At 40.7% G+C, this 21,783-nt stretch carries 22 protein-coding genes; 17 read left to right on the forward strand and 5 right to left on the reverse strand.

Annotated elements, in window-relative coordinates; all coding sequences use genetic code 11:
• The first annotated feature begins 35 nt into the window (after window positions 1-35).
• From rsxA to nth, 7 genes are all read left to right on the forward strand, one after another.
• A complete protein-coding gene (gene rsxA / locus C9J51_RS06640; RefSeq protein ID WP_045040333.1) occupies window positions 36-617 on the forward strand; it encodes an electron transport complex subunit RsxA in 582 nt (193 codons plus the stop codon).
• Complete coding sequence (rsxB, locus tag C9J51_RS06645; protein ID WP_045035794.1) at window positions 617-1,201, forward strand: electron transport complex subunit RsxB; 585 nt, start codon at window positions 617-619, stop codon at window positions 1,199-1,201. Before rsxA ends, rsxB begins: the two co-directional genes overlap by 1 nt.
• A gap of 2 nt (window positions 1,202-1,203) precedes the next feature.
• The gene (gene rsxC / locus C9J51_RS06650) at window positions 1,204-3,657 is read left to right on the forward strand and encodes an electron transport complex subunit RsxC (protein ID WP_107274918.1); all 2,454 of its coding nucleotides are present in this window, start codon (window positions 1,204-1,206) and stop codon (window positions 3,655-3,657) included.
• A 2-nt stretch (window positions 3,658-3,659) separates the two neighbouring features.
• The gene (gene rsxD, locus C9J51_RS06655) at window positions 3,660-4,706 is read left to right on the forward strand and encodes an electron transport complex subunit RsxD (RefSeq protein WP_045040334.1); all 1,047 of its coding nucleotides are present in this window, start codon (window positions 3,660-3,662) and stop codon (window positions 4,704-4,706) included.
• Window positions 4,707-4,720: 14 nt separating this feature from the next.
• Window positions 4,721-5,353 carry an electron transport complex subunit RsxG gene (gene rsxG / locus C9J51_RS06660; RefSeq protein ID WP_045035841.1) on the forward strand — a complete coding sequence of 211 codons (633 nt, stop codon included), beginning with the start codon at window positions 4,721-4,723 and terminating at the stop codon, window positions 5,351-5,353.
• A 2-nt stretch (window positions 5,354-5,355) separates the two neighbouring features.
• Window positions 5,356-6,063, forward strand: a complete 708-nt coding sequence (locus tag C9J51_RS06665) for an electron transport complex subunit E (protein WP_045040335.1) — start codon at window positions 5,356-5,358, stop codon at window positions 6,061-6,063.
• Window positions 6,064-6,210: 147 nt separating this feature from the next.
• Window positions 6,211-6,846, forward strand: coding sequence for an endonuclease III (gene nth, locus C9J51_RS06670; protein WP_045040336.1), 636 nt, complete (start codon window positions 6,211-6,213; stop codon window positions 6,844-6,846).
• A 70-nt stretch (window positions 6,847-6,916) separates the two neighbouring features.
• Here nth and motY read toward each other — a convergent pair whose 3' ends face one another.
• Window positions 6,917-7,813: a flagellar protein MotY gene (gene motY, locus C9J51_RS06675; RefSeq protein ID WP_045035790.1), complete on the reverse strand. Its 897-nt coding sequence runs from the start codon at window positions 7,811-7,813 to the stop codon at window positions 6,917-6,919.
• Between the two features lie 200 nt (window positions 7,814-8,013).
• Between motY and rnt the strand changes: the two genes are divergently transcribed.
• The 4 genes from rnt (at window position 8,014) to C9J51_RS06690 (ending at window position 12,078) form a co-directional block, all read left to right on the forward strand.
• Window positions 8,014-8,676: a ribonuclease T gene (gene rnt / locus C9J51_RS06680; RefSeq protein ID WP_107274919.1), complete on the forward strand. Its 663-nt coding sequence runs from the start codon at window positions 8,014-8,016 to the stop codon at window positions 8,674-8,676.
• A gap of 259 nt (window positions 8,677-8,935) precedes the next feature.
• Window positions 8,936-9,112, forward strand: a complete 177-nt coding sequence (locus C9J51_RS19480; RefSeq protein ID WP_164838172.1) for a hypothetical protein — start codon at window positions 8,936-8,938, stop codon at window positions 9,110-9,112.
• Window positions 9,066-10,490 (forward strand): hypothetical protein, encoded by a 1,425-nt coding sequence (locus tag C9J51_RS06685; RefSeq protein WP_107274920.1) that lies wholly within the window; start codon window positions 9,066-9,068, stop codon window positions 10,488-10,490. Before C9J51_RS19480 ends, C9J51_RS06685 begins: the two co-directional genes overlap by 47 nt.
• A 265-nt stretch (window positions 10,491-10,755) precedes the next feature.
• Window positions 10,756-12,078, forward strand: coding sequence for a Na+/H+ antiporter family protein (locus tag C9J51_RS06690; RefSeq protein WP_045035786.1), 1,323 nt, complete (start codon window positions 10,756-10,758; stop codon window positions 12,076-12,078).
• Window positions 12,079-12,170: 92 nt separating this feature from the next.
• On the opposite strand, the gene C9J51_RS06695 is transcribed toward C9J51_RS06690, so the two are convergent.
• A complete protein-coding gene (locus tag C9J51_RS06695; protein WP_045035785.1) occupies window positions 12,171-12,509 on the reverse strand; it encodes a Grx4 family monothiol glutaredoxin in 339 nt (112 codons plus the stop codon).
• Between the two features lie 329 nt (window positions 12,510-12,838).
• On the opposite strand from C9J51_RS06695, the gene sodB reads away from it, so the two are divergent.
• Window positions 12,839-13,429 carry a superoxide dismutase [Fe] gene (gene sodB, locus C9J51_RS06700; RefSeq protein WP_045035784.1) on the forward strand — a complete coding sequence of 197 codons (591 nt, stop codon included), beginning with the start codon at window positions 12,839-12,841 and terminating at the stop codon, window positions 13,427-13,429.
• A 69-nt stretch (window positions 13,430-13,498) separates the two neighbouring features.
• Here sodB and asd read toward each other — a convergent pair whose 3' ends face one another.
• Window positions 13,499-14,614, reverse strand: coding sequence for an aspartate-semialdehyde dehydrogenase (gene asd, locus C9J51_RS06705; protein ID WP_107180420.1), 1,116 nt, complete (start codon window positions 14,612-14,614; stop codon window positions 13,499-13,501).
• Window positions 14,615-15,334: 720 nt separating this feature from the next.
• On the opposite strand from asd, the gene nhaC reads away from it, so the two are divergent.
• The 4 genes from nhaC (at window position 15,335) to C9J51_RS06725 (ending at window position 19,618) form a co-directional block, all read left to right on the forward strand.
• On the forward strand, window positions 15,335-16,786 hold the full coding sequence (gene nhaC, locus C9J51_RS06710; RefSeq protein WP_045035782.1) for a Na+/H+ antiporter NhaC: 1,452 nt from the start codon (window positions 15,335-15,337) through the stop codon (window positions 16,784-16,786).
• A gap of 428 nt (window positions 16,787-17,214) precedes the next feature.
• Window positions 17,215-17,946 carry a nucleoside recognition domain-containing protein gene (locus tag C9J51_RS06715; protein WP_045035781.1) on the forward strand — a complete coding sequence of 244 codons (732 nt, stop codon included), beginning with the start codon at window positions 17,215-17,217 and terminating at the stop codon, window positions 17,944-17,946.
• Window positions 17,946-18,407 carry a YjiG family protein gene (locus tag C9J51_RS06720; RefSeq protein ID WP_045035780.1) on the forward strand — a complete coding sequence of 154 codons (462 nt, stop codon included), beginning with the start codon at window positions 17,946-17,948 and terminating at the stop codon, window positions 18,405-18,407. Before C9J51_RS06715 ends, C9J51_RS06720 begins: the two co-directional genes overlap by 1 nt.
• A gap of 86 nt (window positions 18,408-18,493) precedes the next feature.
• Window positions 18,494-19,618 carry a M20 family metallopeptidase gene (locus tag C9J51_RS06725; protein WP_045040337.1) on the forward strand — a complete coding sequence of 375 codons (1,125 nt, stop codon included), beginning with the start codon at window positions 18,494-18,496 and terminating at the stop codon, window positions 19,616-19,618.
• A gap of 141 nt (window positions 19,619-19,759) precedes the next feature.
• Here the strand turns inward: C9J51_RS06725 and C9J51_RS06730 are convergent, their stop codons facing one another.
• Both C9J51_RS06730 and yejK read right to left on the reverse strand, forming a co-directional pair.
• Complete coding sequence (locus tag C9J51_RS06730; RefSeq protein ID WP_045035840.1) at window positions 19,760-20,128, reverse strand: nitrous oxide-stimulated promoter family protein; 369 nt, start codon at window positions 20,126-20,128, stop codon at window positions 19,760-19,762.
• 296 nt (window positions 20,129-20,424) lie between these two features.
• Entirely contained in the window at window positions 20,425-21,438 is a 1,014-nt protein-coding gene (yejK, locus tag C9J51_RS06735) for a nucleoid-associated protein YejK (protein ID WP_045035779.1), read from the reverse strand.
• 76 nt (window positions 21,439-21,514) lie between these two features.
• Here yejK and C9J51_RS06740 point away from each other — a divergent pair, with 76 nt between their 5' ends.
• Window positions 21,515-21,733 (forward strand): YejL family protein, encoded by a 219-nt coding sequence (locus C9J51_RS06740; protein WP_045027757.1) that lies wholly within the window; start codon window positions 21,515-21,517, stop codon window positions 21,731-21,733.
• The last annotated feature ends 50 nt before the right edge of the window (window positions 21,734-21,783 follow it).

Genomic DNA, 21,783 nt, shown 5'->3' on the forward strand with positions numbered 1-21,783 from the left:
ATGTTGGGATCTCTTGCAATGATAATGAACTCGGTATGACTGAATACCTTTTACTCCTCATCGGGACAGTGTTGGTTAACAACTTTGTACTCGTTAAATTCTTAGGTTTATGTCCGTTTATGGGCGTATCTAAGAAACTAGAAACAGCAATCGGCATGGGCTTAGCAACAACATTTGTGTTAACGCTAGCTTCTGTATGTGCGTATCTTGTTGAAACCTACATCTTAGATCCATTAGGTATCCAATATTTGCGGACGCTTAGTTTTATACTTGTGATTGCCTTTGTGGTGCAATTTACCGAAATGGTAGTGCATAAAACTAGCCCAACGCTTTACCGTTTATTAGGTATTTTTCTACCATTAATCACAACCAACTGTGCGGTATTAGGTGTCGCTTTACTCAATACCAATGAGCACCATAACTTCATTCAATCTGTTATTTATGGCTTTGGTGCGGCAGTGGGTTTCTCATTGGTATTAGTATTGTTCGCTTCTATGCGTGAACGAATTGCAGCGGCAGATGTACCAGCTCCCTTTAAAGGCGCCTCGATTGCAATGATCACGGCAGGTCTTATGTCTCTTGCCTTTATGGGCTTTACTGGATTGGTGAAATTGTAATGAGCGGGATCTTAATTGCTGCCATTGTAATCGCTGTTTTAGCAGCAATATGTGGCATTATTTTGGGCTTTGCTTCAGTGCGTTTTAAAGTTGAAGCCGATCCTATTGTTGAACAAATTGATGCTATTTTGCCGCAAACACAATGTGGTCAATGTGGCTTCCCTGGTTGCCGTCCTTACGCTGAAGCGATAGCGAATGGTGAAATCATTAATAAATGCCCACCCGGAGGCCAAGCTACTATTGAAAAACTTGCCGATCTGATGGGTGTCGAAGTGCCTCAGGCTTCAGACGAAGTGACCAAGAGTATTAAAAAAGTCGCTTTTATTCATGAAGACATGTGTATTGGTTGTACCAAATGTATTCAAGCCTGCCCAGTGGATGCCATTGTCGGCGGCACTAAATCAATGCACACGGTAATAAAAGACGAATGTACAGGCTGTGACCTTTGTGTTTCTCCTTGTCCTACAGACTGTATTGAAATGATTCCAGTTAAAGAAACGCCGGATAACTGGAAATGGCAACTCAATCAAATACCCGTTGTGAATATTGCTGCGACAGCGAATGCAGAAAAGGTTAAGCCATAGTCATGCTATCGATTATTGAACAAATTAAGCAAGGTAAATTGTGGGATTTCCACGGTGGTATTCACCCAGCGGAAAACAAAGCATTATCCAGTAAGCAACCGATTAAAGCGGCAGGCATTCCTCACGAATTAGTATTACCACTAAAACAACACATAGGTTCTCGTGGTGATATTATCGTCAACATTGGCGATCACGTACTCAAAGGCCAACCACTAACGCAAGGTGATATTGCGATGTGTGTGCCTATTCACGCCCCGAGTTCTGGCACAATCACGGCGATTGAGCAACGCACAACCGCCCACCCTTCTGGCTTAACCGATCTATGCATCGTCATTGCAACCGATAATAAAGACACTTGGTGTTATGCAACGCAATATCCAGATTATCAAGATCGCGATCCAGCTGAACTGATTGAAGCTATTCGTCTTGCGGGTATTGCTGGCCTTGGCGGTGCAGGTTTTCCAACTGCGCGTAAACTTCAAGGCGGTTTAGGTAACGTTGATATTCTGATCATCAATGCTGCTGAATGTGAACCTTATATCACCGCTGATGATCGACTCATGCAAGACTATGCAGATGAAGTCATCGAAGGTGTGCGTATTTTACGCCACATTATTGCGCCAAAATTAACCTTAATTGGTATTGAAGATAATAAACCTGAAGCAATCAAAGCATTAGAAGCCTGTGTCAGTGAAGACGATAATATTATTATTCGTGTTATTCCAACCAAATACCCTTCAGGCAGCTCTAAACAACTGGTTAAGCTATTAACAGGTCGAGAAGTACCGAGCCAAGCACGTTCAACCTCAATCGGGGTTATTATGCAGAACATCGGTACTGCTTTTGCGATTAAGCGCGCCATCGTTAATGGTGAGCCTTTAATTGAGCGCGTGGTCACGTTAACAGGTGAAGCCTTTAAGCAACGTGGAAATGTATTTGCATTACTAGGGACGCCTATTGCTTATTTGCTTGAAAAATTTGGTTATCAAGCCGATAAAAAATACCCTCGCGTCATTATTGGTGGCTCATTAATGGGCTTTACATTGCCACATGCCAATGTACCGATTACCAAAATTACTAACTGTATCTTAACGCCTAAACGTAAAGAATTACCGCTACATACTTACGAAATGGCCTGTATTCGTTGTTCTGCTTGTGCCGATGTTTGCCCATCTTCATTATTACCACAACAGTTACAATGGTATGCAAAAGATAAAGACTACGGCAAATGTGAAGAATATAACTTAAGCGACTGCATTGAATGTGGCGCTTGTGCTTATGTCTGCCCAAGTGAAATTCCATTAGTACAGTATTATCGTCAAGCTAAAGCTGAGATTTGGGAACGTAAACAAGATGAAATGAGTGCTGAACGCGCTCGTCAGCGTTTTGAAGCCAAACAACAGCGCATGGAACGCGATAAAGCGGATCGTGAAAACCGATTTGCTAAAGCTGCCACTGATCGTCGCCAAAGTATGGCAGCATCTGGTGGTGATGACGCCGTCGCAGCCGCCATTGCGCGAGTAAAAGCCAAACAAGCTGCTGCGGCAACAACACCAACTATCAAACCCGCTGTTGCAGCCGCTATTGCTAAAGCAAAAGCCAAGCAAGCCGCTTCAACATCAGAAGCGAATGCTGAGCCAGATAACAGTGAAATGGCTGCCTTACGTAAGCAGCGTAAACTTCAAGCTCGCGAGCAAAAAGCAGCCAAACATGCTGAATTAATGCAACAACAGCAAGCCGACACTGATCAACCATCTGCGAAAAATACAGATAAGAAAGATGCTGTCGCTGCTGCCGTTGCGCGTGCAAAAGCCCGTAAAGCCGCTCAGCAAGCACCAACGGCTATTGATGCTGAGCCCGTTGCCGCGGAGCCTGTTACCAAAGTGAACACTGACGCTGCGGTCGATCCTAAAAAAGCGGCTGTCGCTGCCGCCGTTGCGCGTGCAAAAGCCCGTAAAGCCGCTCAACAAGCACCAACGGCTATTGATGCTGAGCCCGTTGCCGCTGAGCCTGCTGCCGAAGTAAAGACTGACGTTACAGTCGATCCGAAAAAAGCGGCTGTCGCTGCCGCCGTTGCGCGTGCAAAAGCCCGTAAAGCCGCTCAGCAAGCACAAGTTAGCATCGAGACTCAAGCTCCCGTTAACGATGCAACAACAGACGCTGCACCTGCTGCCGAAGTGAACACTGACGTTGTTATCGATCCTAAAAAAGCCGCTGTTGCTGCTGCCGTTGCACGAGCAAAAGCCCGTAAAGCCGCTCAGCAAGCACAAGTTAGCATCGAGACTCAAGCTCCCGTTAACGATGCAACAACAGACGCCGCACCTGCTGCCGAAGTGAACACTGACGTTGTTATCGATCCTAAAAAAGCCGCTGTCGCTGCTGCCGTTGCACGAGCGAAAGCCCGTAAAGCAGCACAACAAGCAAATAAAGCACAATCCAACATTGAGGAAGAATAATCGTGGCTTTTAATATTGCCAGCTCACCCCATGCACATAATCGTCGCAGCACAAGTACCATCATGCGTACGGTTATTTTATGTGCAGCTTTTGGTGTTATTGCTCAATGCTACTTTTTTGGGTTGGGAACACTGATCCAAATTGTTTTCGCCTCTTTGTGTGCACTTACATTTGAAGCGATTGTACTTAAATTACGTCAACGTCCATTAGCACCTTATTTACGTGATAATACCGCGCTATTAACTGGGGTATTAATTGGTATTTCTATTCCCCCACTGGCACCGTGGTGGATCACCGTTATTGGCGTATTCTTTGCGATTGTTGTCGCGAAACACCTCTATGGTGGCATGGGTCAAAACCTGTTTAACCCAGCAATGGTTGCTTATGTCGTATTATTGATTTCATTCCCCGTTCAAATGACAACATGGCTACCACCCGCATCATTAAGTGCTAACCCTGTGACCTTTATGGATAGCCTGTCTGCAATCTTTACTGGTTACACACCTGATGGTTTCAGTATTCAACAGCTAAAAATGTCTGTTGATGGCTACACCATGGCAACCCCATTAGATACTCTAAAAACATCGTTAAAAACCGGACTGACAATTGCAGAAGCAATGAAAAAACCAGTTTACGGTACACTGGCGGGCATTGGTTGGGAGTGGGTTAACATTGGTTTCTTATTAGGTGGTTTATTACTGCTTAAATTGCGTATTATTCAATGGCACATTCCAGTCGCAATGCTAACGTCATTGCTGGTTATTAGTAGTGTTATGCATGTGCTTGATCCAAGTGTTGCCGCTTCACCGCTATTACATATGTTCTCTGGTGCAACCATGCTTGGCGCATTCTTTATTGCCACCGATCCAGTAACTGCCACAACCACCGTAAAAGGTCGACTGATCTTTGGTGCTTTTATTGGCGTAATGATCTACCTCATTCGTACTTGGGGTGGTTTCCCTGACGGGGTCGCCTTTGCAGTGCTACTCGCCAACTTATGTGTGCCAATCATCGATTACTACACTCGTCCACGCACTTATGGACACTAATAATGAGTATGCCCATGTTTAAATCCATGAAAAAAAATGGTCTGATTCTGGCTGTTTTTGCCTTACTGTCGACAGCATTAGTTTCTCTTACTCACTATTTAACGGCTGATCGTATTTTTGAACAACAGCAACAACAGTTACTAAATACACTTAATCAAGTTATTCCTGTCGCAAGCCATGACAACCTACTTTATAAGAGTTGTACGCTAGTTAAAGATCTACGTTATATCGGTACTAAATCACCGATGCCAGCTTATATTGCAACTCAAGCAGGTAAAACAACAGGGATTGCAATTGAAGGGATTGCACCGGATGGATACAGTGGCGCAATCAAATTAATTGTGGGCCTAGATACTAAAGGGGTTATCACTGGCGTTCGTATTTTAGAGCAGCATGAAACTCCAGGACTAGGTGATAAAATTGAAACATCAGTCAGTGATTGGATCTATAGTTTCACAGGTAAGCGAGTCAATGGCGCTAACGATCCTAAATTCCACGTCCGTAAAGATGGTGGTGAATTTGATCAGTTTACTGGCGCAACCATTACTCCACGTGCTGTAGTTAAAGCGGTAAAAAATATCTCGTTGTACTGGCAAAATAATCAACAGCAGATCCTAAGCCAGCCACTAGACTGTCCGAGTGAATAATTATGACCACATCTTATAAAGAGTTGATGAAAAATGGCTTATGGTACAACAACCCAACTGTCGTGCAGTTGTTGGGTTTATGTCCATTACTCGCGGTATCATCAACAGCAACCAATGCACTGGGATTAGGACTTGCGACGACCATGGTTTTGGTAATGTCTAACTTTACTATTTCAGTCATTAGAAAATTAGTCCCGTCAGAAATTCGCATACCTGTTTTTGTAATGATCATTGCATCACTGGTAACCTGCGTTCAGTTATTAATGAATGCCTATGTTTATGGCTTATATAAATCATTAGGTATCTTTATTCCGTTGATCGTAACTAACTGTATTATTATCGGTCGAGCAGAAGCCTTTGCCTCAAAAAATAAGCCCTTACCTGCGGTATTAGATGGTTTATGGATGGGTCTAGGTATGACATCTGCGCTATTTTTACTGGGTGCAATGCGCGAAATTTTAAGTAAAGGCTCATTATTTGATGGTGCCAACCGCTTATTAGGTGATTGGGCGTCGATGCTGCATGTTCAAATATTTCATTTTGACAGTAGCTTTTTACTCGCGATGCTACCGCCAGGCGCATTTATTGGCGTTGGTTTCATGATCGCTCTAAAAAATATTATTGATAAATATAAAGAAAAGAAACAATCACCCCAAGAACAACAACAACAACCGAAAGTGGAACGTGCACGTATTACTGATGTTAAGTAAGACGGTATTTGTGACTTTTCAGTACTAAAACTGGCTTTCGAGCCAGTTTTACTGTTGCTATAAATATTCTCAAATATGCTCATTATCCCTATAGGTGCTCACCCTTAATCATGGTGATATTGGCATTATATTGCATCAGGAAAGACTATGAATAATCAAAAACGGGTTCAAATATTAGAACGATTACAAGCGGAAAACCCACATCCACAAACTGAACTGCATTGGACGACACCGTTTGAGTTGTTAATTTCGGTATTACTGTCAGCGCAAGCAACCGATGTCAGTGTCAATAAGGCTATGGATAAGCTGTACCCTATCGCTAATACACCCCAAGCTATTTTTGATCTTGGGGTTGATGGCGTAAAACAATACATAAAAACCATTGGCTTATTTAATTCTAAAGCTGAAAACGTTATCAAAACTTGTCGTTTATTACTCGATAAACATAACGGTGAAATTCCTGAAGATCGCGAAGCATTGGAAGCCTTACCGGGAGTGGGACGTAAAACAGCAAATGTCGTCCTTAACACAGCATTTGGTTGGCCGACTATTGCGGTTGATACTCATATTTTTCGAGTCTGTAATCGCACCAAGTTCGCTATTGGAAAAAATGTCGAACAAGTAGAACAAAAATTACTAAAAGTAGTCCCTGCCGCATTTAAAGTTGATGTCCACCACTGGCTTATTTTACATGGGCGCTATACCTGTATTGCACGTAAACCCCGTTGCGGTAGTTGTATTATTGAAGACTTATGTGAGTATAAAGATAAAGTGGAAATTTAATTGTAATGCTGCGAGTAACAAGAGTGAAAGCAGCCTTTCTAGTACGTTCAACCGGTAATTTACTTGCGCTTTAAACCTCACTACGTCCTAATGAAATCACCACTCGGCGGTTTTGATTACGACCGACAGGAGTGGAATTATCAGCAATCGGTCTTCTTTTTCCATAGGCTTCTACTTGAATTCGATTTTCAGGTAAACCTAACCCTTTAAAATAACTTTCAATTTTTACAGCTCGTTGTTCCGATAAACGTTGTCCCTCTACCGTACCAAGCGCTGAATCACTGTATGCCGCCACCAGCACTAAATCAATATCATCTGAATAACGAACATAATCAGCAATTTGTGACAATCGTTGTTGAGACATATTATCCAGCTCATCACTGTCACTATTATAATGCAGAATCGTAAAGGCAATATCATCAAAGCTAAATGGCATTAAGTTATTCAAACATTGACTAAAGTCTTGATATGACTTATTAAAATTCACCGCAGATAAACCGACTTCTAATTGGCGTTGTTGCTGTACTGGCCACGTTTTATAACTAAAAGTAGGATTACGCCCATCTTCTAACTCTGCTAACATTTGCCATGCAGTATTACCTTCAATGTACCCATCAAATTGTTTGAAAAATTTCAAATTAGTCATCGCATAAGCCGCGTCACCCGGCATCCATAATGGGGGCATCGATGTGAGTTTAACGTTTCGTGTCGCGCCCAATTGACGGTTCATTTTTAATTCAAAGTGAAGATTCATTTTCTTACTCGAACGAGCTGAAAATTGCGCACTACCATAGCCGGGAATATCATGATTTAAACGACATTCTAAGGGAGTATCAATAATCACTTGCCATTGTGATTGGCTTGGTTGCGCCAAATAATTTTTAGCCATGGCGGTTGGCATGGAGAAAAAGACACTTAGGATTAATCCAACTCGCAACCAAGGTGTTAATAATTCAATTAAATTCATTTTATAACCAAATTAGAAGAAGATAATACAGCGACAATGACAACGGTGTATGTCTATATCGGCACCCATGACGTGAGCTTTAGCTTTCTTTTATTTATAAAATCACCAATGGATAAAATTATGCACAGAGGTTTAACAGCAATGAAATTAAGCCGTTAATCTGCCATAATATCGGATTCTATTATTTTGACAGCAGTGCTATGAGCCAAGATAACCAATTTAACACCTTAAAAAGTCGCTTTCGCGGCTACTTTCCTGTCGTCATTGACGTTGAAACGGCCGGTTTTGATTCAAAAACAGATGCCTTATTAGAAATTTGTGCTGTCACTTTACAGATGGATGAAGATGGTTGGTTAAAACCTGCAACAACCATTCATTTCCATGTTGCACCTTTTGAAGGCGCGATTTTACATAAAGAAGCCTTAGAATTTAATGGTATTCGCGACCCATTTAGCCCATTACGGGGTGCGGTATCAGAAGAAGTGGCACTAAAAGAAATTTATAAGCAAATCAGAAAAGAACAAAAACACACTGATTGCACTCGTGCGATCATGGTGGCGCATAACGCAACGTTTGATCACAGCTTTGTGATGGCAGCATCAGAGCGTGCGAAACTAAAACGTAATCCATTCCATCCTTTTGCGACCTTTGATACTGCCGCATTAAGTGGTTTAGCGTATGGACAAACAGTACTGGCTAAAGCATGCCAAACTGCAGAAATTCCCTTTGATAACCGTGAAGCACACTCAGCGCTATACGATACCGAGCGTACCGCTGAATTGTTTTGTAAAATAGTCAATAAGTGGAAACAATTAGGTGGGTGGCCGCTATGCACTCCCACAGGAGAGCCATCAGCAGAATAATTTATCCTTCTCCTGCTCTTTATTAAGCCCATCTTAGTATGGGTTTTTTTATACTTCCCCGATATCTCATTTATATCTTATCGATACCTCACCATTAGCGATTCCCCGTCCTCTCATTAAAAATAACCGTCCAATCCAACAATTAATTCGTATAATTTAACAAATATACAACATTACTCTTATACTTGATCTGTAATGCGTTTTGTTTTTCCTCATGGATGAATAAAAAATGAAATAATAACCGTTGAGAGGCAGAATAATGTCCGTAAATATACGTTATATTTCCCTTGTTCTTTGTAGCTGTCTTACCGCCACTTCCGCCTTTGGTGCGGGGTTTCAAGTATCAGAACAATCAGCATCAGGTTTAGGCCGAGCCTTTGCAGAGCGGTATGCCAAGCATCGCCATTATCAGCTCAGTACTCGCCACCGGAAGTGATATTGATAAAGCCACAATTATTGCGCAATTGGCAACACTTAATATCACCCCAGCAGATATTGCAGCAGCCGCAGATCCTCAAGTTCAAAATAAACTCTTGGTCGCATTAGCGGGTTCAACCTTAACCTTAGCAAATGGTAAGCAACTTGATCCTCAACGCCTAATCACCCGCTTTAGCCCATTACCTAAATTACAATCAGTACAATATATTGATTACACCTTAATTTTACCTACAGCCGCCAAGTGTGACGATATAGGAAAAAACAGTACCAATATTTATTTACATGGCATTACCAGCCACAGAGGCACTGTAATCGCACTTGCTGACAATATTATTAATGATCATTGTCAGGCTATTTTTGCGATTGACCATCCTCTACATGGAAGCCGCACTATTGATGGTGTACCCGGCAGTGCCAGTGATGGTCATCCTGAATATTATTTAAACTTATCCGCTCTTACTGTCGCCCGTGATAATTTACGCCAAAGCACTACGGATATTATTAATTTACGAGCAACCATTGGCAAAATCTTAACAACAATTGCTGAAGGTGATAGCACTACCATCAATAATTTGGGGCATTTAAAAACCTTAAATCCAACCCAAGGCGTCACTTTTATTGGTCACTCTTTAGGTGCAATTACCGGGATTAGTGTCGCCAATATTGCTAATCATAGCCTTGGATCACCACTAATAGATGCCGCTTACTTTGATATTCATACCCTCGCATTAGCCAATCCTGGCGGCGAAATTCCTTATCTACTGCTTAATTCAGGTAGCTTTGGTGATTTTGTCAAAGGTAACTTAATGCTCAGTAGTAATGCTGAATTTAAAGCGTTTTGTGACCAACAATCATTAACGGCTGCGGCGTGTTTTAATGCTTATCAAACACTGTTAATCTCGCAAGGCGATCCCACATCACTCGCCACATTAGCCGCTATTTATACCACCTTTAACCGCTTTGCTTATGCCGCTCAAACTGTATTAGATACCATAGATCCCACCAATCATGCACCACAGGTCAATCCAAGTACGGCATTATATTTAGCACAAGTAAAAGATGATGCGACGATTCCTAATCTGACGCCACTAGGAGCAACGGTTGAGGGGACAGATATCTTGCAACCCTATTCTCCTTTTACCGGTACAACCCCATTAATTTCTAACCTTAATCTCACCATTACCCGTCAATCCATCACTAATCAATTGATTCATAGTGCAATATTATTTAATCAAGGTAATCATTCTTCATTATTAAATCCAATAGTCAGCCCTGCGGTGACACAAGAAATGCAGACTGAAATAGCATCATTTATAAATACAAAGGGACAAAATCTAACGATTAACAATAAAAATGTAATTATGCCAACACCTTAAATTTTTATTTGATAAAACTGACCAGAATAAAAGCGAGTCTAATACTCGCTTTTTTTTGTCATATAAAACAATATGATGCTCTCACATTACGGTTATTAACTATAAATATAATCAAAAAATTATTTCTCGACAAATGCTGAAAATCAAGCACACTGTGAGATATGGGATCAAAGTCTCATAATAATAATTAAATCTCGTATTGCAGTGGTTATCACTGATAAACAAACGAAGTAATAATGCAAACAACGGATGGAACTCACGTTTTATGAACCCTGTAATTATCGCCGTATGCATCATGCTGGTACTCGCTTTAATGCGCGTCAATGTCGTGGTCGCACTTACATTTAGTGCCATTATTGGTGGCCTCATCGGAGGATTATCTCTTACCGATGCAGTTTCAGCCTTTGAAGGTGGTTTAGGCGGAGGAGCAACAACCGCTCTAAGCTATGCCATGTTAGGTGCTTTTGCTGTCGCTATTTCGCGTTCAGGCATTACCGATGTCCTAGCTCAAAAAGTCATTAAACACATTAGCGGCCATGAAAATATCGCGGCTGCTACTGGTGTAAAATATAGCGTTCTTATCATTTTAGTGTTACTAGCCATTTCTTCTCAGAACGTTATCCCTGTCCATATCGCTTTTATTCCAATTGTAATTCCACCATTACTGCATGTGTTTGCCAAACTTAAACTTGATCGTCGCTTAATTGCCTGTGTATTAACGTTTGGTTTAGTCACGCCTTATATGGTACTTCCTATTGGTTTTGGCGGTATTTTCCTAAATAATATTCTACTGAAAAACTTACATGATAATGGGTTAGATGTTGTAGCAAGCCAAGTGCCGATTGCCATGATATTGCCCGCTTGTGGGATGTTGTTTGGTTTACTAACCGCTATTTTTGTAAGCTACCGAAAACCACGCGAATACTCAGTAGAAAAAATTCTTGCCAGTGAGCCAGAGAAAAAAGCCATTGATATGCGCCATGTTTATGTTGCTGTTGGTGCCATTTTTGCCGCATTAGGCGCACAACTTTATAGTGGTTCAATGATTATCGGCGGCTTAGTCGGTTTTATGGTATTTACCTTCACTGGCGTCATCAAGTGGAAAGAAACCCACGATGTGTTTACTAAAGGTGTGCACATGATGGCAATGATCGGTTTTATTATGATTGCAGCGGCAGGTTTTGCGGCAGTAATGAAAGCGACAGGTGGCGTTGAAACCTTAGTTAACTCATTAGAAGGTGTTATCGGCAATAACAAACCATTGGCGGCATTATTAATGCTTGTGGTGGGTTTATTGGTCACGATGGGTATTGGCTCATCGTTCTCTACCATTCCAATTTTAGCAACGATTTACGTGCCATTATGTTTGTCTTTTGGTTTCTCGCCAATGGCAACAATTGCTATCGTAGGTACAGCTGCCGCGCTGGGTGATGCGGGTTCTCCAGCCTCTGATTCAACCTTAGGTCCAACATCGGGTTTGAATGCCGATGGACAACATGACCATATTAGGGATTCTGTAGTACCAACGTTTATTCACTACAACTTGCCGTTAATTGCCTTTGGCTGGATAGCGGCAATGACACTTTAGTGATTTAACACTAAATGCTAATACAAAAAAACCGCCAACAATTTGTGGCGGTTTTTTTTATCAGTGCAAAATAACACACTTAACAAACTAACTTATTCAGCAGCTTGTGCATCACGACGTGCAGCAGACTCTTTAATTAATGTCTGTAATTCACCTTTTTGGAACATTTCCAAAATAATGTCACAGCCACCAATTAACTCACCATCAATCCATAATTGTGGGAATGTTGGCCATTGCGCATAAATAGGTAGTTCTGCACGAATATCTGGGTTTTGTAGAATATCTACAAACGCAAATTTTTCACCGCAGTTCATTAGCGCTTGTGATGCCTGTGATGAGAAGCCACAGCTTGGTAATTTTGGAGAGCCTTTCATGTACAACAAAATAGCGTTATCTGCGATTTGTTGCTTAATTTTATCGATAGTTTCCATAGCTTCCTCGTACAAATTTAATAATCATTTATTATAAACCCTACCATTCTACTTGGTTATCGTCACCAATAAAAATACTTTCAAATTATGTTTAGGTTCTCTTTTAAACAATAAAGCGTAATCTTAGTTATATCGATATCTATTAAGTGGTTATTGACCTTACCAATAACGAGGTATAGGGTATTTTTTTAAGCTTAATGCTTTTAATAAACTAAAAACTTGCTAAAATAAAACGGTCAGATTCAAATAATAAGTAGGCGCCAACGTCTACTAGAAGTAATGTCGTGGGCATAAGCCCAATAACTAAAATTAAAATGGAGAATTGAGCAATGGCATTTGAACTACCCGCTCTACCGTACGCAATCAACGCTCTTGAGCCACATATCTCTCAAGAAACGCTAGAATACCATTACGGTAAGCACCACAACACATACGTTGTTAAGCTAAACGGTCTTGTAGAAGGTACTGACCTTGCTGAAAAATCTCTTGAAGAAATCGTACAGACTTCTACTGGTGGTGTTTTCAACAATGCAGCTCAAGTATGGAACCATACATTCTACTGGCATTGCCTAAGTCCAAATGGCGGCGGCGAGCCAACAGGCGAATTAGCAGATGCAATTGTTAAAGCATTTGGTTCTTTCGCAGAATTCAAAGCTAAATTTACAGATTCTGCAATCAACAACTTTGGTTCAGGCTGGACATGGCTTGTTAAAACTGAAGATGGCGCATTAGAAATCGTTAATACTTCAAACGCAGGTTGCCCTATTGCAGAAGAAGGTCTGAAAATGACACCTCTTCTAACTGTAGATGTTTGGGAACATGCTTACTACATCGATTACCGTAATATGCGTCCAAGCTACATGGATGCATTCTGGGCATTGGTAAACTGGGATTTCGCTGCTAAAAACCTAGCCGCTTAATTTACAGTAGTAAAAATACTAAAAACCCGCTGATTTAAGCGGGTTTTTTTATGACTCTAATCTTTAATATTAAGCTTTAGCGGCTAACAAAATACGTAACGTACGTCGTAATGGCTCAGCAGCGCCCCAAAGTAACTGATCGCCAACGGTAAATGCATTAAGGTACTCATCACCCATTGCTAATTTACGCAATCGGCCCACAGGTACTGATAATGTCCCCGTTACTTTTGCAGGGCTTAATTCCTGAACGGTAATGTCGCGTTCATTAGGGATCACTTTTACCCAATCATTATGGGATGCAATAATCGCTTCCACTTCATCAAGCGGTACATTTTTCTTAAGCTTTAATGTTAATGCTTGGCTATGACAACGCATTGCGCCAATACGCACACACGTGCCATCAATTGGAATAGGGTTGTCTTGCAAACCTAAAATCTTATTGGTCTCAACTGACGCTTTCCACTCTTCTTTGCTTTGACCATTATCACGCTTAACATCAATCCATGGAATCAATGAACCGGCCAGTGGCGCGCCAAACTCTTGAGCAGGAAAATCTTTAGCACGTAATGTTTGCGCGACTTTACGATCAATATCTAAAATCGACGTTGCAGGGTTGGCTAACTCACTAGCAACAGAATCATTAACCACACCCATTTGACGAATTAACTCGCGCATGTTCTTGGCACCAGCCCCCGATGCCGCTTGATAGGTTTGCGATGTCATCCACTCAACCAATCCCGCTTTATATAAGCCACCCACAGCCATTAGCATTAAACTAACCGTACAATTACCGCCAACATACGTATTAATACCACTATGAATACCTTGTTGGATCTGATCAAAGTTAACCGGATCAAGGGTGATAATTGCATCAGATTCCATACGTAACGTTGATGCCGCATCAATCCAATAGCCTTTCCAGCCCGCGTGACGTAATGCTGGATACACTTTCTCAGTATAACTACCACCCTGGCAGCTAATAATCACATCAAGACGCTTTAACGCTTCAATATCAAATGCATCTTGTAATACACCGGCATCTTTTCCAAAATTAGGTGCAGTTAAACCTACTTGTGAGGTGGTAAAAAAGACCGGATCGATAACGGCAAAGTCACCCTCCTCGACCATACGCTGCATTAATACAGATCCCACCATGCCACGCCAACCAACCAATCCTACTGTCATCATTTGCAACTACACTCCCTGTTGTATTGAAATTATGTTGAAGTTTATTTATCCATCTATAGAGATTTACAGGATTAAAAACAAGCATAATTTTCAATTATAAATAAAAAAATTCGCCTTTAACATAATCATATTTAACGGTTCAGTTGCCATTTGAATTTCTTATCAGTCACATTAGCTTTTATTATCACTAATAAAACCCGACAAGAAAAGAATAAAAAACAACCATTAACCACCAAAAAACAGGAATTAATGTCTATTAAAAGAGCTTTTTTATAAATTATGCAACCAAACTAATAAAAAGCTAGCATTGTCATATCTTTGAAAAAAAAGTCTTTCCCTGATAATCTCCACCGCTGTGATTAAGTAGGTCAATAATCCATAACTATTATAGTTAATAGGTTTTTATACTTTATCTAACGCTTTTTATGCCATTTTTATAAATACATTATGACTTTATAATAAACATAAAACACAACGTAAGAACCAGCAATTAACACTAAAAGAACAACTAAAGTTAGTGTTTTACGAAAGATTGGTACCAAAAAGACTTAGATCACATAAAGAAACATTATTTATCACGATGATAAATCAATTTGATAGAGTAGCGCCGATTCAAGCGCCGTCTTTTTCAATCCGATTTAAAAACCAATGATAAATAGTATTGATTGGTTGGGTTGGACCCAATTTCAACAAACTCGATAAAACAAGGTTAGAAGTATGGAAAAACAGACCATTGTGAAATTACCCTCAGTAATGCAAGTCATTATTGCCCTCGGTATTTTCCTTGCCCTTGCATTCTCTTTTACCTCAAAATTGAATTTGCCAATCCAACTAGCATTATATATTGGCTGGTTTGTGATTATTGCATTAGGTATTAAACTTGGACACGATTACAAATCGTTAGAAAAAGCAGCGACTAAAGGCATTGCTAACGGTTTAGGTGCAGTATTAATCTTATTAGCTGTAGGTTCATTAGTCGGTACTTGGATTGCTGGCGGTATTGTTCCCACCATCATCTATTACGGACTTGAAGCGATTCACCCTTCCATTTTCTTGCTAGCAACAATGATCATCTGTTCATTAACCGCATTAGCAACAGGCACATCTTGGGGCGCTGCGGGTACTGCGGGTATTGCAATGATGGGTATTGGTCAAGGTTTGGGTATTCCCGCACCAATGACAGCGGGCGCCGTCCTCTCTGGCTGTTATTTTGGTGATAAAATGTCACCACTATCAGATTCAGTGATCCTTGCCTCTTCAATGTCTAACGTTGAGATCATGGAACACATCAAAGGCATGTTACCTATTGCACTGATCAGCTATATCATCACAGGTATTCTATTTACAGCAGTCGGTTTCCACTATGCTGGTAGTGTTGATATGTCACAGGTTGATTCTGTAATTGCGGCAATGGATAAGCAATTTGTTATTTCGCCATTATCTTTTATTCCCGTCATTATCGTACTAGTGTTATTAGCGTTCCGTTTACCTTCTTTCCCTGTTATTTCATTTGGTTCACTACTCGGTATTGTATGGGCCATTATGGTTCAGGGCATGGATCCTCTTAAAGCGATCAATGCAGCTTGGGCGCCATTCTCTATCAGTTCAGGGGTTGAGTTTATTGATGCCATCTTGAACCGTGGTGGTATGTCGTCAATGTTAGGGTCAGTTGCGGTCATTATCTTTGGTTTAGGTTTTGGTGGCTTACTGGATAAAGTCGGCGTACTACAAACCATTGCCCGTTTATTTGAGCGTAGAGTCAACTCAGCAGGTAGCCTTGCTGTTTCTACTATTGCAACCGCTTTCTTGGGTAACGTCTTTGGTTCAGCAATGTACGTATCATTAATTCTAACACCAAAGATTTGTGCCAAGAACTATGACCGCTTAGGTTACCAACGTAAAAACTTGTCTCGTAATGCCGAGTTTGGTGGCACGCTCACCTCCGGCATGGTGCCGTGGAGTGATAATGGTATCTATATGGCGAGTATTTTAGGTGTTGCTACCTTCTCTTACGCACCATTTATGTGGCTTAGCTTTGTCTGCATTATCGTCACCATTGTGACGTCTTACATGGGCTGGTTTGTGGATCGTTGTCCACCAGCAAGTGCAGAACAACTAGCAGAAGATGACGAAGATGAACTAATGACAGTAAAACGTTTAACGTCATAAACTGTATTACACCATCTCGATTATATTAACGCACCTCTAAAGAGGTGCGTTTTTTTTATTAAAACAAAGATAAAAAACCGCACTTCCCCACCAACAAATCATCACACAACCAATTGATACCTAATAGGTATTTATTAAATAACTTGTATCTCTGACGTCTTATTTCCAATCACAACACGTCCTTTATTGACTCAACTATCAGCACCTTTATAGAGCCAGTTCACAAATATAAGATCCATATTTCATCAAACTTACTTTTCAATCCAACACCTTGACCCCTGTCAATATTCCAAATTCATTTTTAATGAAAATACCGCTATTACCGAATAAACCACTACTTACAAGATTTAAAAACATAACCATAAAAATAATTATCGGTGTGTGTTGGGTAAACCATTTTTTATTTTACGTTTTATAAGGATATATCGATGAATAATAATGCAATAGAAGGTCGTAAAGTTACTATTGGCAGCTACCTTGCCCTCATTTTTGCCGTCATTTTCTTTTCAGGCGCACTGCAATCGAATCAATGGTATGGCGTCTTTGACTTCACAACCTTAAATGGCTCATTTGGTAATGTGGTTTATTCAGTTAACGATACTGCAGAAGGTGTAGAAGCGGCATCAACTTCATTCCGAGGCAAAGGCGGTAACGGTGCCCGTGATGGCTTTATTTTTGCGCTAACATTAATTCCAACAGTAATGTTTGCTTTAGGCATGATCAATGTGCTTGAACATTACGGTGCGCTCGATGCTGCGCGTAAATTATTAACACCACTACTTCGTCCATTAATGGGTATTCCAGGTAACTCAGGTTTGGCATTAATTGCTTCATTACAAAGTACTGATGCAGGTGCTGCAATGACCCGTCAGTTACAGGATGAAGGTCATCTAACCAAACGAGAAACTGACATATTTACCATGTTCCAGTTCTCAGCAGGCGCTGCGATTGTTAACTTTTTCTCATCAGGTGCGGTGTTATTTACCTTAACCACAGCATCAGGTGAACCCGCAGTTACCTCTTCTATCGGTCTTGCAGTTGCGATTATGTTTATCTTTAAATTCGTCGGCGCAAATATTTTCCGGGTGTATTTAAACATCACCGAAGGCAAAGACAACAAAGACACTAAACCAACGACTGTTGCTCAGGAAAACGCATAATGACTATTACAAAAAAACCAATGATTACTGATATTTTTGTTGAAGGCGCGAAAAAAGGTTGGGTAATTGCTACCACCTCCACAGTACCTAACGTATTAATGGCGTTTGTGATCATCAAAGCATTACAAATCACCGGTGCATTGGAATTAATGGGGACATTATTCTCACCTATTATGGCTATTTTTGGTCTGCCTGGTGAAGCTGCTGCGGTACTGATTGGCGCATGGATGTCAATGGGCGGCGCGGTAGGTGTGGTTATTACCTTATTTGACCAAGGTATTTTAAATGGTGAACACATTGCCATTCTTGCTCCTGCGATTTATCTAATGGGCTCACAGGTACAATACATGGGCCGTATTATGGGGCCAATTCGTACTGAAGGTCGCTACATTCCAATCATGATTGCTATTTCAGTTCTGAATGCCTTTGCAGCCATGTTTGTGATGAACGTATTAGTGTAATGACGTAACACACTGGAGCGGTCTTCGTTCCAGTGTGGTCCTCTCTTTGATTACCGATAAGCCACCAATGGCTTGGAGCCTTTACTATGTCTTTTTCTCTCAATAATTATCTTGAAGAACTACGCCCTCTTATTAATCTTGATTGCGGTACATTAACGGTTGATGGTATCGATGTTGTTGCAACCACTATGGCGCAGAAATACCTTGATTTAGGTTGGAATGTTAAACGTATTGATTGTGGTATTGCAGGCACTGGTCTTGAAGTGCGTAACAAGCCACAAGCAGATCATATTGATGTAATGCTAATTGGTCACATGGATACAGTCTTCCCTGTTGGCACTGCTGCTGCTCGTCCGATGACCCATGATAATGAGCGCGCTTATGGTCCTGGCGTATCTGACATGAAATCAGGCTTATTAAGTGTGGTTTATGCTTTGCGTGATCTTGATCCTACCGCGCTCGATGCTTTATCCATTTGTGTATGTATGAATCCAGATGAAGAAATCGGTTCGCTGCATTCAGAAACATGGCTAAAAAGCGTTGCCGTTAACGCTAAACATGTTTTAGTTGCAGAAGCTGCGCGTGCCGATGGCTCATTAGTTAAAGCACGTAAAGGCATGGCACGTTACCGTTTAAGTTTCCACGGTAAAGCAGCGCATGCAGGTAATGAGCCTCAAAATGGTCGCAGTGCGATCACAGAAATGGCACATTGGATTTTAGCAATTAATGCTCTGACTGATTTTGACTCTGGCACCACATTAAATGCAGGGGTTGTCAGTGGTGGTACTGGCGCGAACATTGTGCCAGATTTCGCAGAAGTGGTGGTTGATGTTCGTTTCTGGGATAACGATGAGTATGCGGCGGTTGATGCTCAAATTCGTACACTAACAGAAACACCGTTTGTTGATGGTGTAACGATTACCGTTGAGCGAGAAGCACATAAGCCGTCTATGGTACCAAGCCCACAAACTGAAGTATTAATGGCACAAGTTGAAGCCGTTGGTAAAGAGTTAGGGATTGATATTACATGGCAAGCGGTCGGTGGCGGTTCTGATGCAAACCTAACCGCAGTATTAGGTATTCCAACCTTAGATGGTTTAGGGCCAATTGGTGCGGGTTTCCACAGTGCTGATGAATGGCTAGATTTAGCGTCGATTGAACCACGCATTCGTTTGTTACAACAAGTGCTAGTGAAAATTTCTCAGCAATAACCGATTAAAAAGCATTAAAAAAGGCTGCATTTCTGCAGCCTTTTTTCCTTTTAAGTAATACATAATGGCATTACCAAAGGAAGGACAATCGTTTCAGTTGTTAGGTTAAATCAATATCTGTTTAACAAAATCAATATGGATTTAACTCGTTTTTGCGATAATATCGGCTTTCGCGGCTGTCATTTGGACACTACGTAAATTGTCTAACTTAAAGTGTATAGCCCGAAATGGATGACGCCAAAAATAATGCGGATAACTCCAGCGTAAAATATGGATCATCTGAAGACGCTTCGCAGATTGATAGCAATGCCCAATACAATGCACACAACTTGGTTTCTCTTCACCAAGACGACAACCTGTTACTCTCTCTTCAACATACTCGATAAGACTTTCACATTCAGAGCACATTACGGCTCCACGGTGCAACGTTTTACAATATAGGCGAATCATCGCTTTCACTGTATTCAGTTCACGCTGCGAACGAACTGAATGATTGTTAATAACTATCATAGTTGCGCCATTATCCATCCCTCCCTCTCACTGCCAATGACAAAGATCAAATTTAATCTAAAATCAGAACCTAATGAGCGAAAATCAGAATAACAATCATGCCGCTGGTGGTTTATTACACTTTAATACATTGTTCGAATAAATTTAGAACAATGTACAAATATAAAAAGATACTATCAATGTTCAATCTCGGCGCTTTAAATAGCAAAAAACCACTGTGATATATGCAAATATTAGTGAGTGCATACTTCACAATGGCTTTATTTATGACTAACAACGCGGCATAACAACCGTTATTAATTATCGCTATTTAAACGACGTAATAACTGATCTTTTAAATTAGGCGGCGTGCCTTTGATGGTTAAAGTATCGGTTTCGGCATCATAGAAAATACGCTCACCTAATAACATACTGTCAAAGTTAAGTGTCATACCACCGCCTGAACCCACAAACTTGGTCAATTTACGCATTGCAGTACGATCGGCAGGAAAACTTTCTTCTAACTCATAACCTTGCTTAGAGGCAAAATCATAGAAGTTAGTGCCGTTATCAGCAGCAGGTAATTCACTTGATAATTCTTTAACTGTCACTTCATCACCGGCTTGCAACTGACCATTACAATAATCATAGACTTGCTTTCGGTATTGTTGTTTTTCTTCTTTATCTAAGCGTGAATCCGCACAAAAATCTTCTACGGCTTGCATCAATACTTGATTTTGAACTTTTACGTCTAAGCCAATTTCTGCCTGCATAAAGTCGAGAAAGAAATCAGCAATCTTGCGGCCAACGCGTCCCTTAATAAAGGTTAAGTAACGCGTTGATTCAGGATTAGTTTCCCATGATGACAAATCAATTCGAGCAACAATATCCATCTTATTAATATCAAGATAATCAGTCGCACTGATGCCTAATTGATCGGTCACTTTCATGCTATGACACGTCGGTAACATGCCAATAAACAAATAATCAGTTGCCAATGACTGATATTCAGCCATGACTAACGTACCCGCTTCAGCAAACGGATATTTAACTAATTCAGCCTGTAAACGTTGCACTGCTTGATTAGAAAATGTTAGAAAATCTAACTCGCCTTGACGAAATTGTTTCAACCAATGGGCAAACTCACTATCAGCAGCAAAATGAGCAAAGCCTTTTGTGCCTTTACTGCTATAAATTCGATGCAATTCAGCAACAAGATCTTCAGTCGCAGAATCATTATCAAGCGTTTGATTTCTAAGATGAATTTCTAGCTCATCTTGGCCGTTTTTTACTAATTGATGTAGAATGACGTTCGAAAGTGTAAGACTCATAATGGAAAAGGTTTTCAGGAAAACTGAACTCTAGGTTATCATAAGTCGTTATCCTAAACATTAAACAAGATTTCCTATGCCAATTACTTCAAAATACAGCACTAAAAAAGTTGAACAAATCATTGATGACGTGTTCGATGTTCTAGACAAACATAAAACATCACCAGAATTAGCCTTAATGGTTGTCGGTGATATTGCTACTAATATTATCAATGCTAATGTACCTGTTGCACAACGTGAAGTTCTTGCACAAAAATTTGCAAAAGCACTACAGGCCTCAATTAAAAAAGATTAAGTTTAGCTTTAAACAGTTAAACATAGCATTGAAGACTGAGAAGAATTGAC

Source organism: Photobacterium iliopiscarium (genome assembly GCF_003026395.1).
GTDB lineage: Bacteria > Pseudomonadota > Gammaproteobacteria > Enterobacterales > Vibrionaceae > Photobacterium > Photobacterium iliopiscarium.

What these genes read in the sequence shown, in the direction of transcription:
- rsxA (WP_045040333.1), top strand. Translation starts at nt 36, where the DNA reads ATGACTGAATACCTTTTACTCCTCATCGGGACAGTGTTGGTTAACAAC.
- rsxB (WP_045035794.1), top strand. Translation starts at nt 617, where the DNA reads ATGAGCGGGATCTTAATTGCTGCCATTGTAATCGCTGTTTTAGCAGCA.
- rsxC (WP_107274918.1), top strand. Translation starts at nt 1,204, where the DNA reads ATGCTATCGATTATTGAACAAATTAAGCAAGGTAAATTGTGGGATTTC.
- rsxG (WP_045035841.1), top strand. Translation starts at nt 4,721, where the DNA reads ATGTTTAAATCCATGAAAAAAAATGGTCTGATTCTGGCTGTTTTTGCC.
- C9J51_RS06665 (WP_045040335.1), top strand. Translation starts at nt 5,356, where the DNA reads ATGACCACATCTTATAAAGAGTTGATGAAAAATGGCTTATGGTACAAC.
- nth (WP_045040336.1), top strand. Translation starts at nt 6,211, where the DNA reads ATGAATAATCAAAAACGGGTTCAAATATTAGAACGATTACAAGCGGAA.
- motY (WP_045035790.1), bottom strand. Translation starts at nt 7,813, where the DNA reads ATGAATTTAATTGAATTATTAACACCTTGGTTGCGAGTTGGATTAATC.
- rnt (WP_107274919.1), top strand. Translation starts at nt 8,014, where the DNA reads ATGAGCCAAGATAACCAATTTAACACCTTAAAAAGTCGCTTTCGCGGC.
- C9J51_RS19480 (WP_164838172.1), top strand. Translation starts at nt 8,936, where the DNA reads ATGTCCGTAAATATACGTTATATTTCCCTTGTTCTTTGTAGCTGTCTT.
- C9J51_RS06685 (WP_107274920.1), top strand. Translation starts at nt 9,066, where the DNA reads ATGCCAAGCATCGCCATTATCAGCTCAGTACTCGCCACCGGAAGTGAT.
- C9J51_RS06690 (WP_045035786.1), top strand. Translation starts at nt 10,756, where the DNA reads ATGAACCCTGTAATTATCGCCGTATGCATCATGCTGGTACTCGCTTTA.
- C9J51_RS06695 (WP_045035785.1), bottom strand. Translation starts at nt 12,509, where the DNA reads ATGGAAACTATCGATAAAATTAAGCAACAAATCGCAGATAACGCTATT.
- sodB (WP_045035784.1), top strand. Translation starts at nt 12,839, where the DNA reads ATGGCATTTGAACTACCCGCTCTACCGTACGCAATCAACGCTCTTGAG.
- asd (WP_107180420.1), bottom strand. Translation starts at nt 14,614, where the DNA reads ATGACAGTAGGATTGGTTGGTTGGCGTGGCATGGTGGGATCTGTATTA.
- nhaC (WP_045035782.1), top strand. Translation starts at nt 15,335, where the DNA reads ATGGAAAAACAGACCATTGTGAAATTACCCTCAGTAATGCAAGTCATT.
- C9J51_RS06715 (WP_045035781.1), top strand. Translation starts at nt 17,215, where the DNA reads ATGAATAATAATGCAATAGAAGGTCGTAAAGTTACTATTGGCAGCTAC.
- C9J51_RS06720 (WP_045035780.1), top strand. Translation starts at nt 17,946, where the DNA reads ATGACTATTACAAAAAAACCAATGATTACTGATATTTTTGTTGAAGGC.
- C9J51_RS06725 (WP_045040337.1), top strand. Translation starts at nt 18,494, where the DNA reads ATGTCTTTTTCTCTCAATAATTATCTTGAAGAACTACGCCCTCTTATT.
- C9J51_RS06730 (WP_045035840.1), bottom strand. Translation starts at nt 20,128, where the DNA reads ATGATAGTTATTAACAATCATTCAGTTCGTTCGCAGCGTGAACTGAAT.
- yejK (WP_045035779.1), bottom strand. Translation starts at nt 21,438, where the DNA reads ATGAGTCTTACACTTTCGAACGTCATTCTACATCAATTAGTAAAAAAC.
- C9J51_RS06740 (WP_045027757.1), top strand. Translation starts at nt 21,515, where the DNA reads ATGCCAATTACTTCAAAATACAGCACTAAAAAAGTTGAACAAATCATT.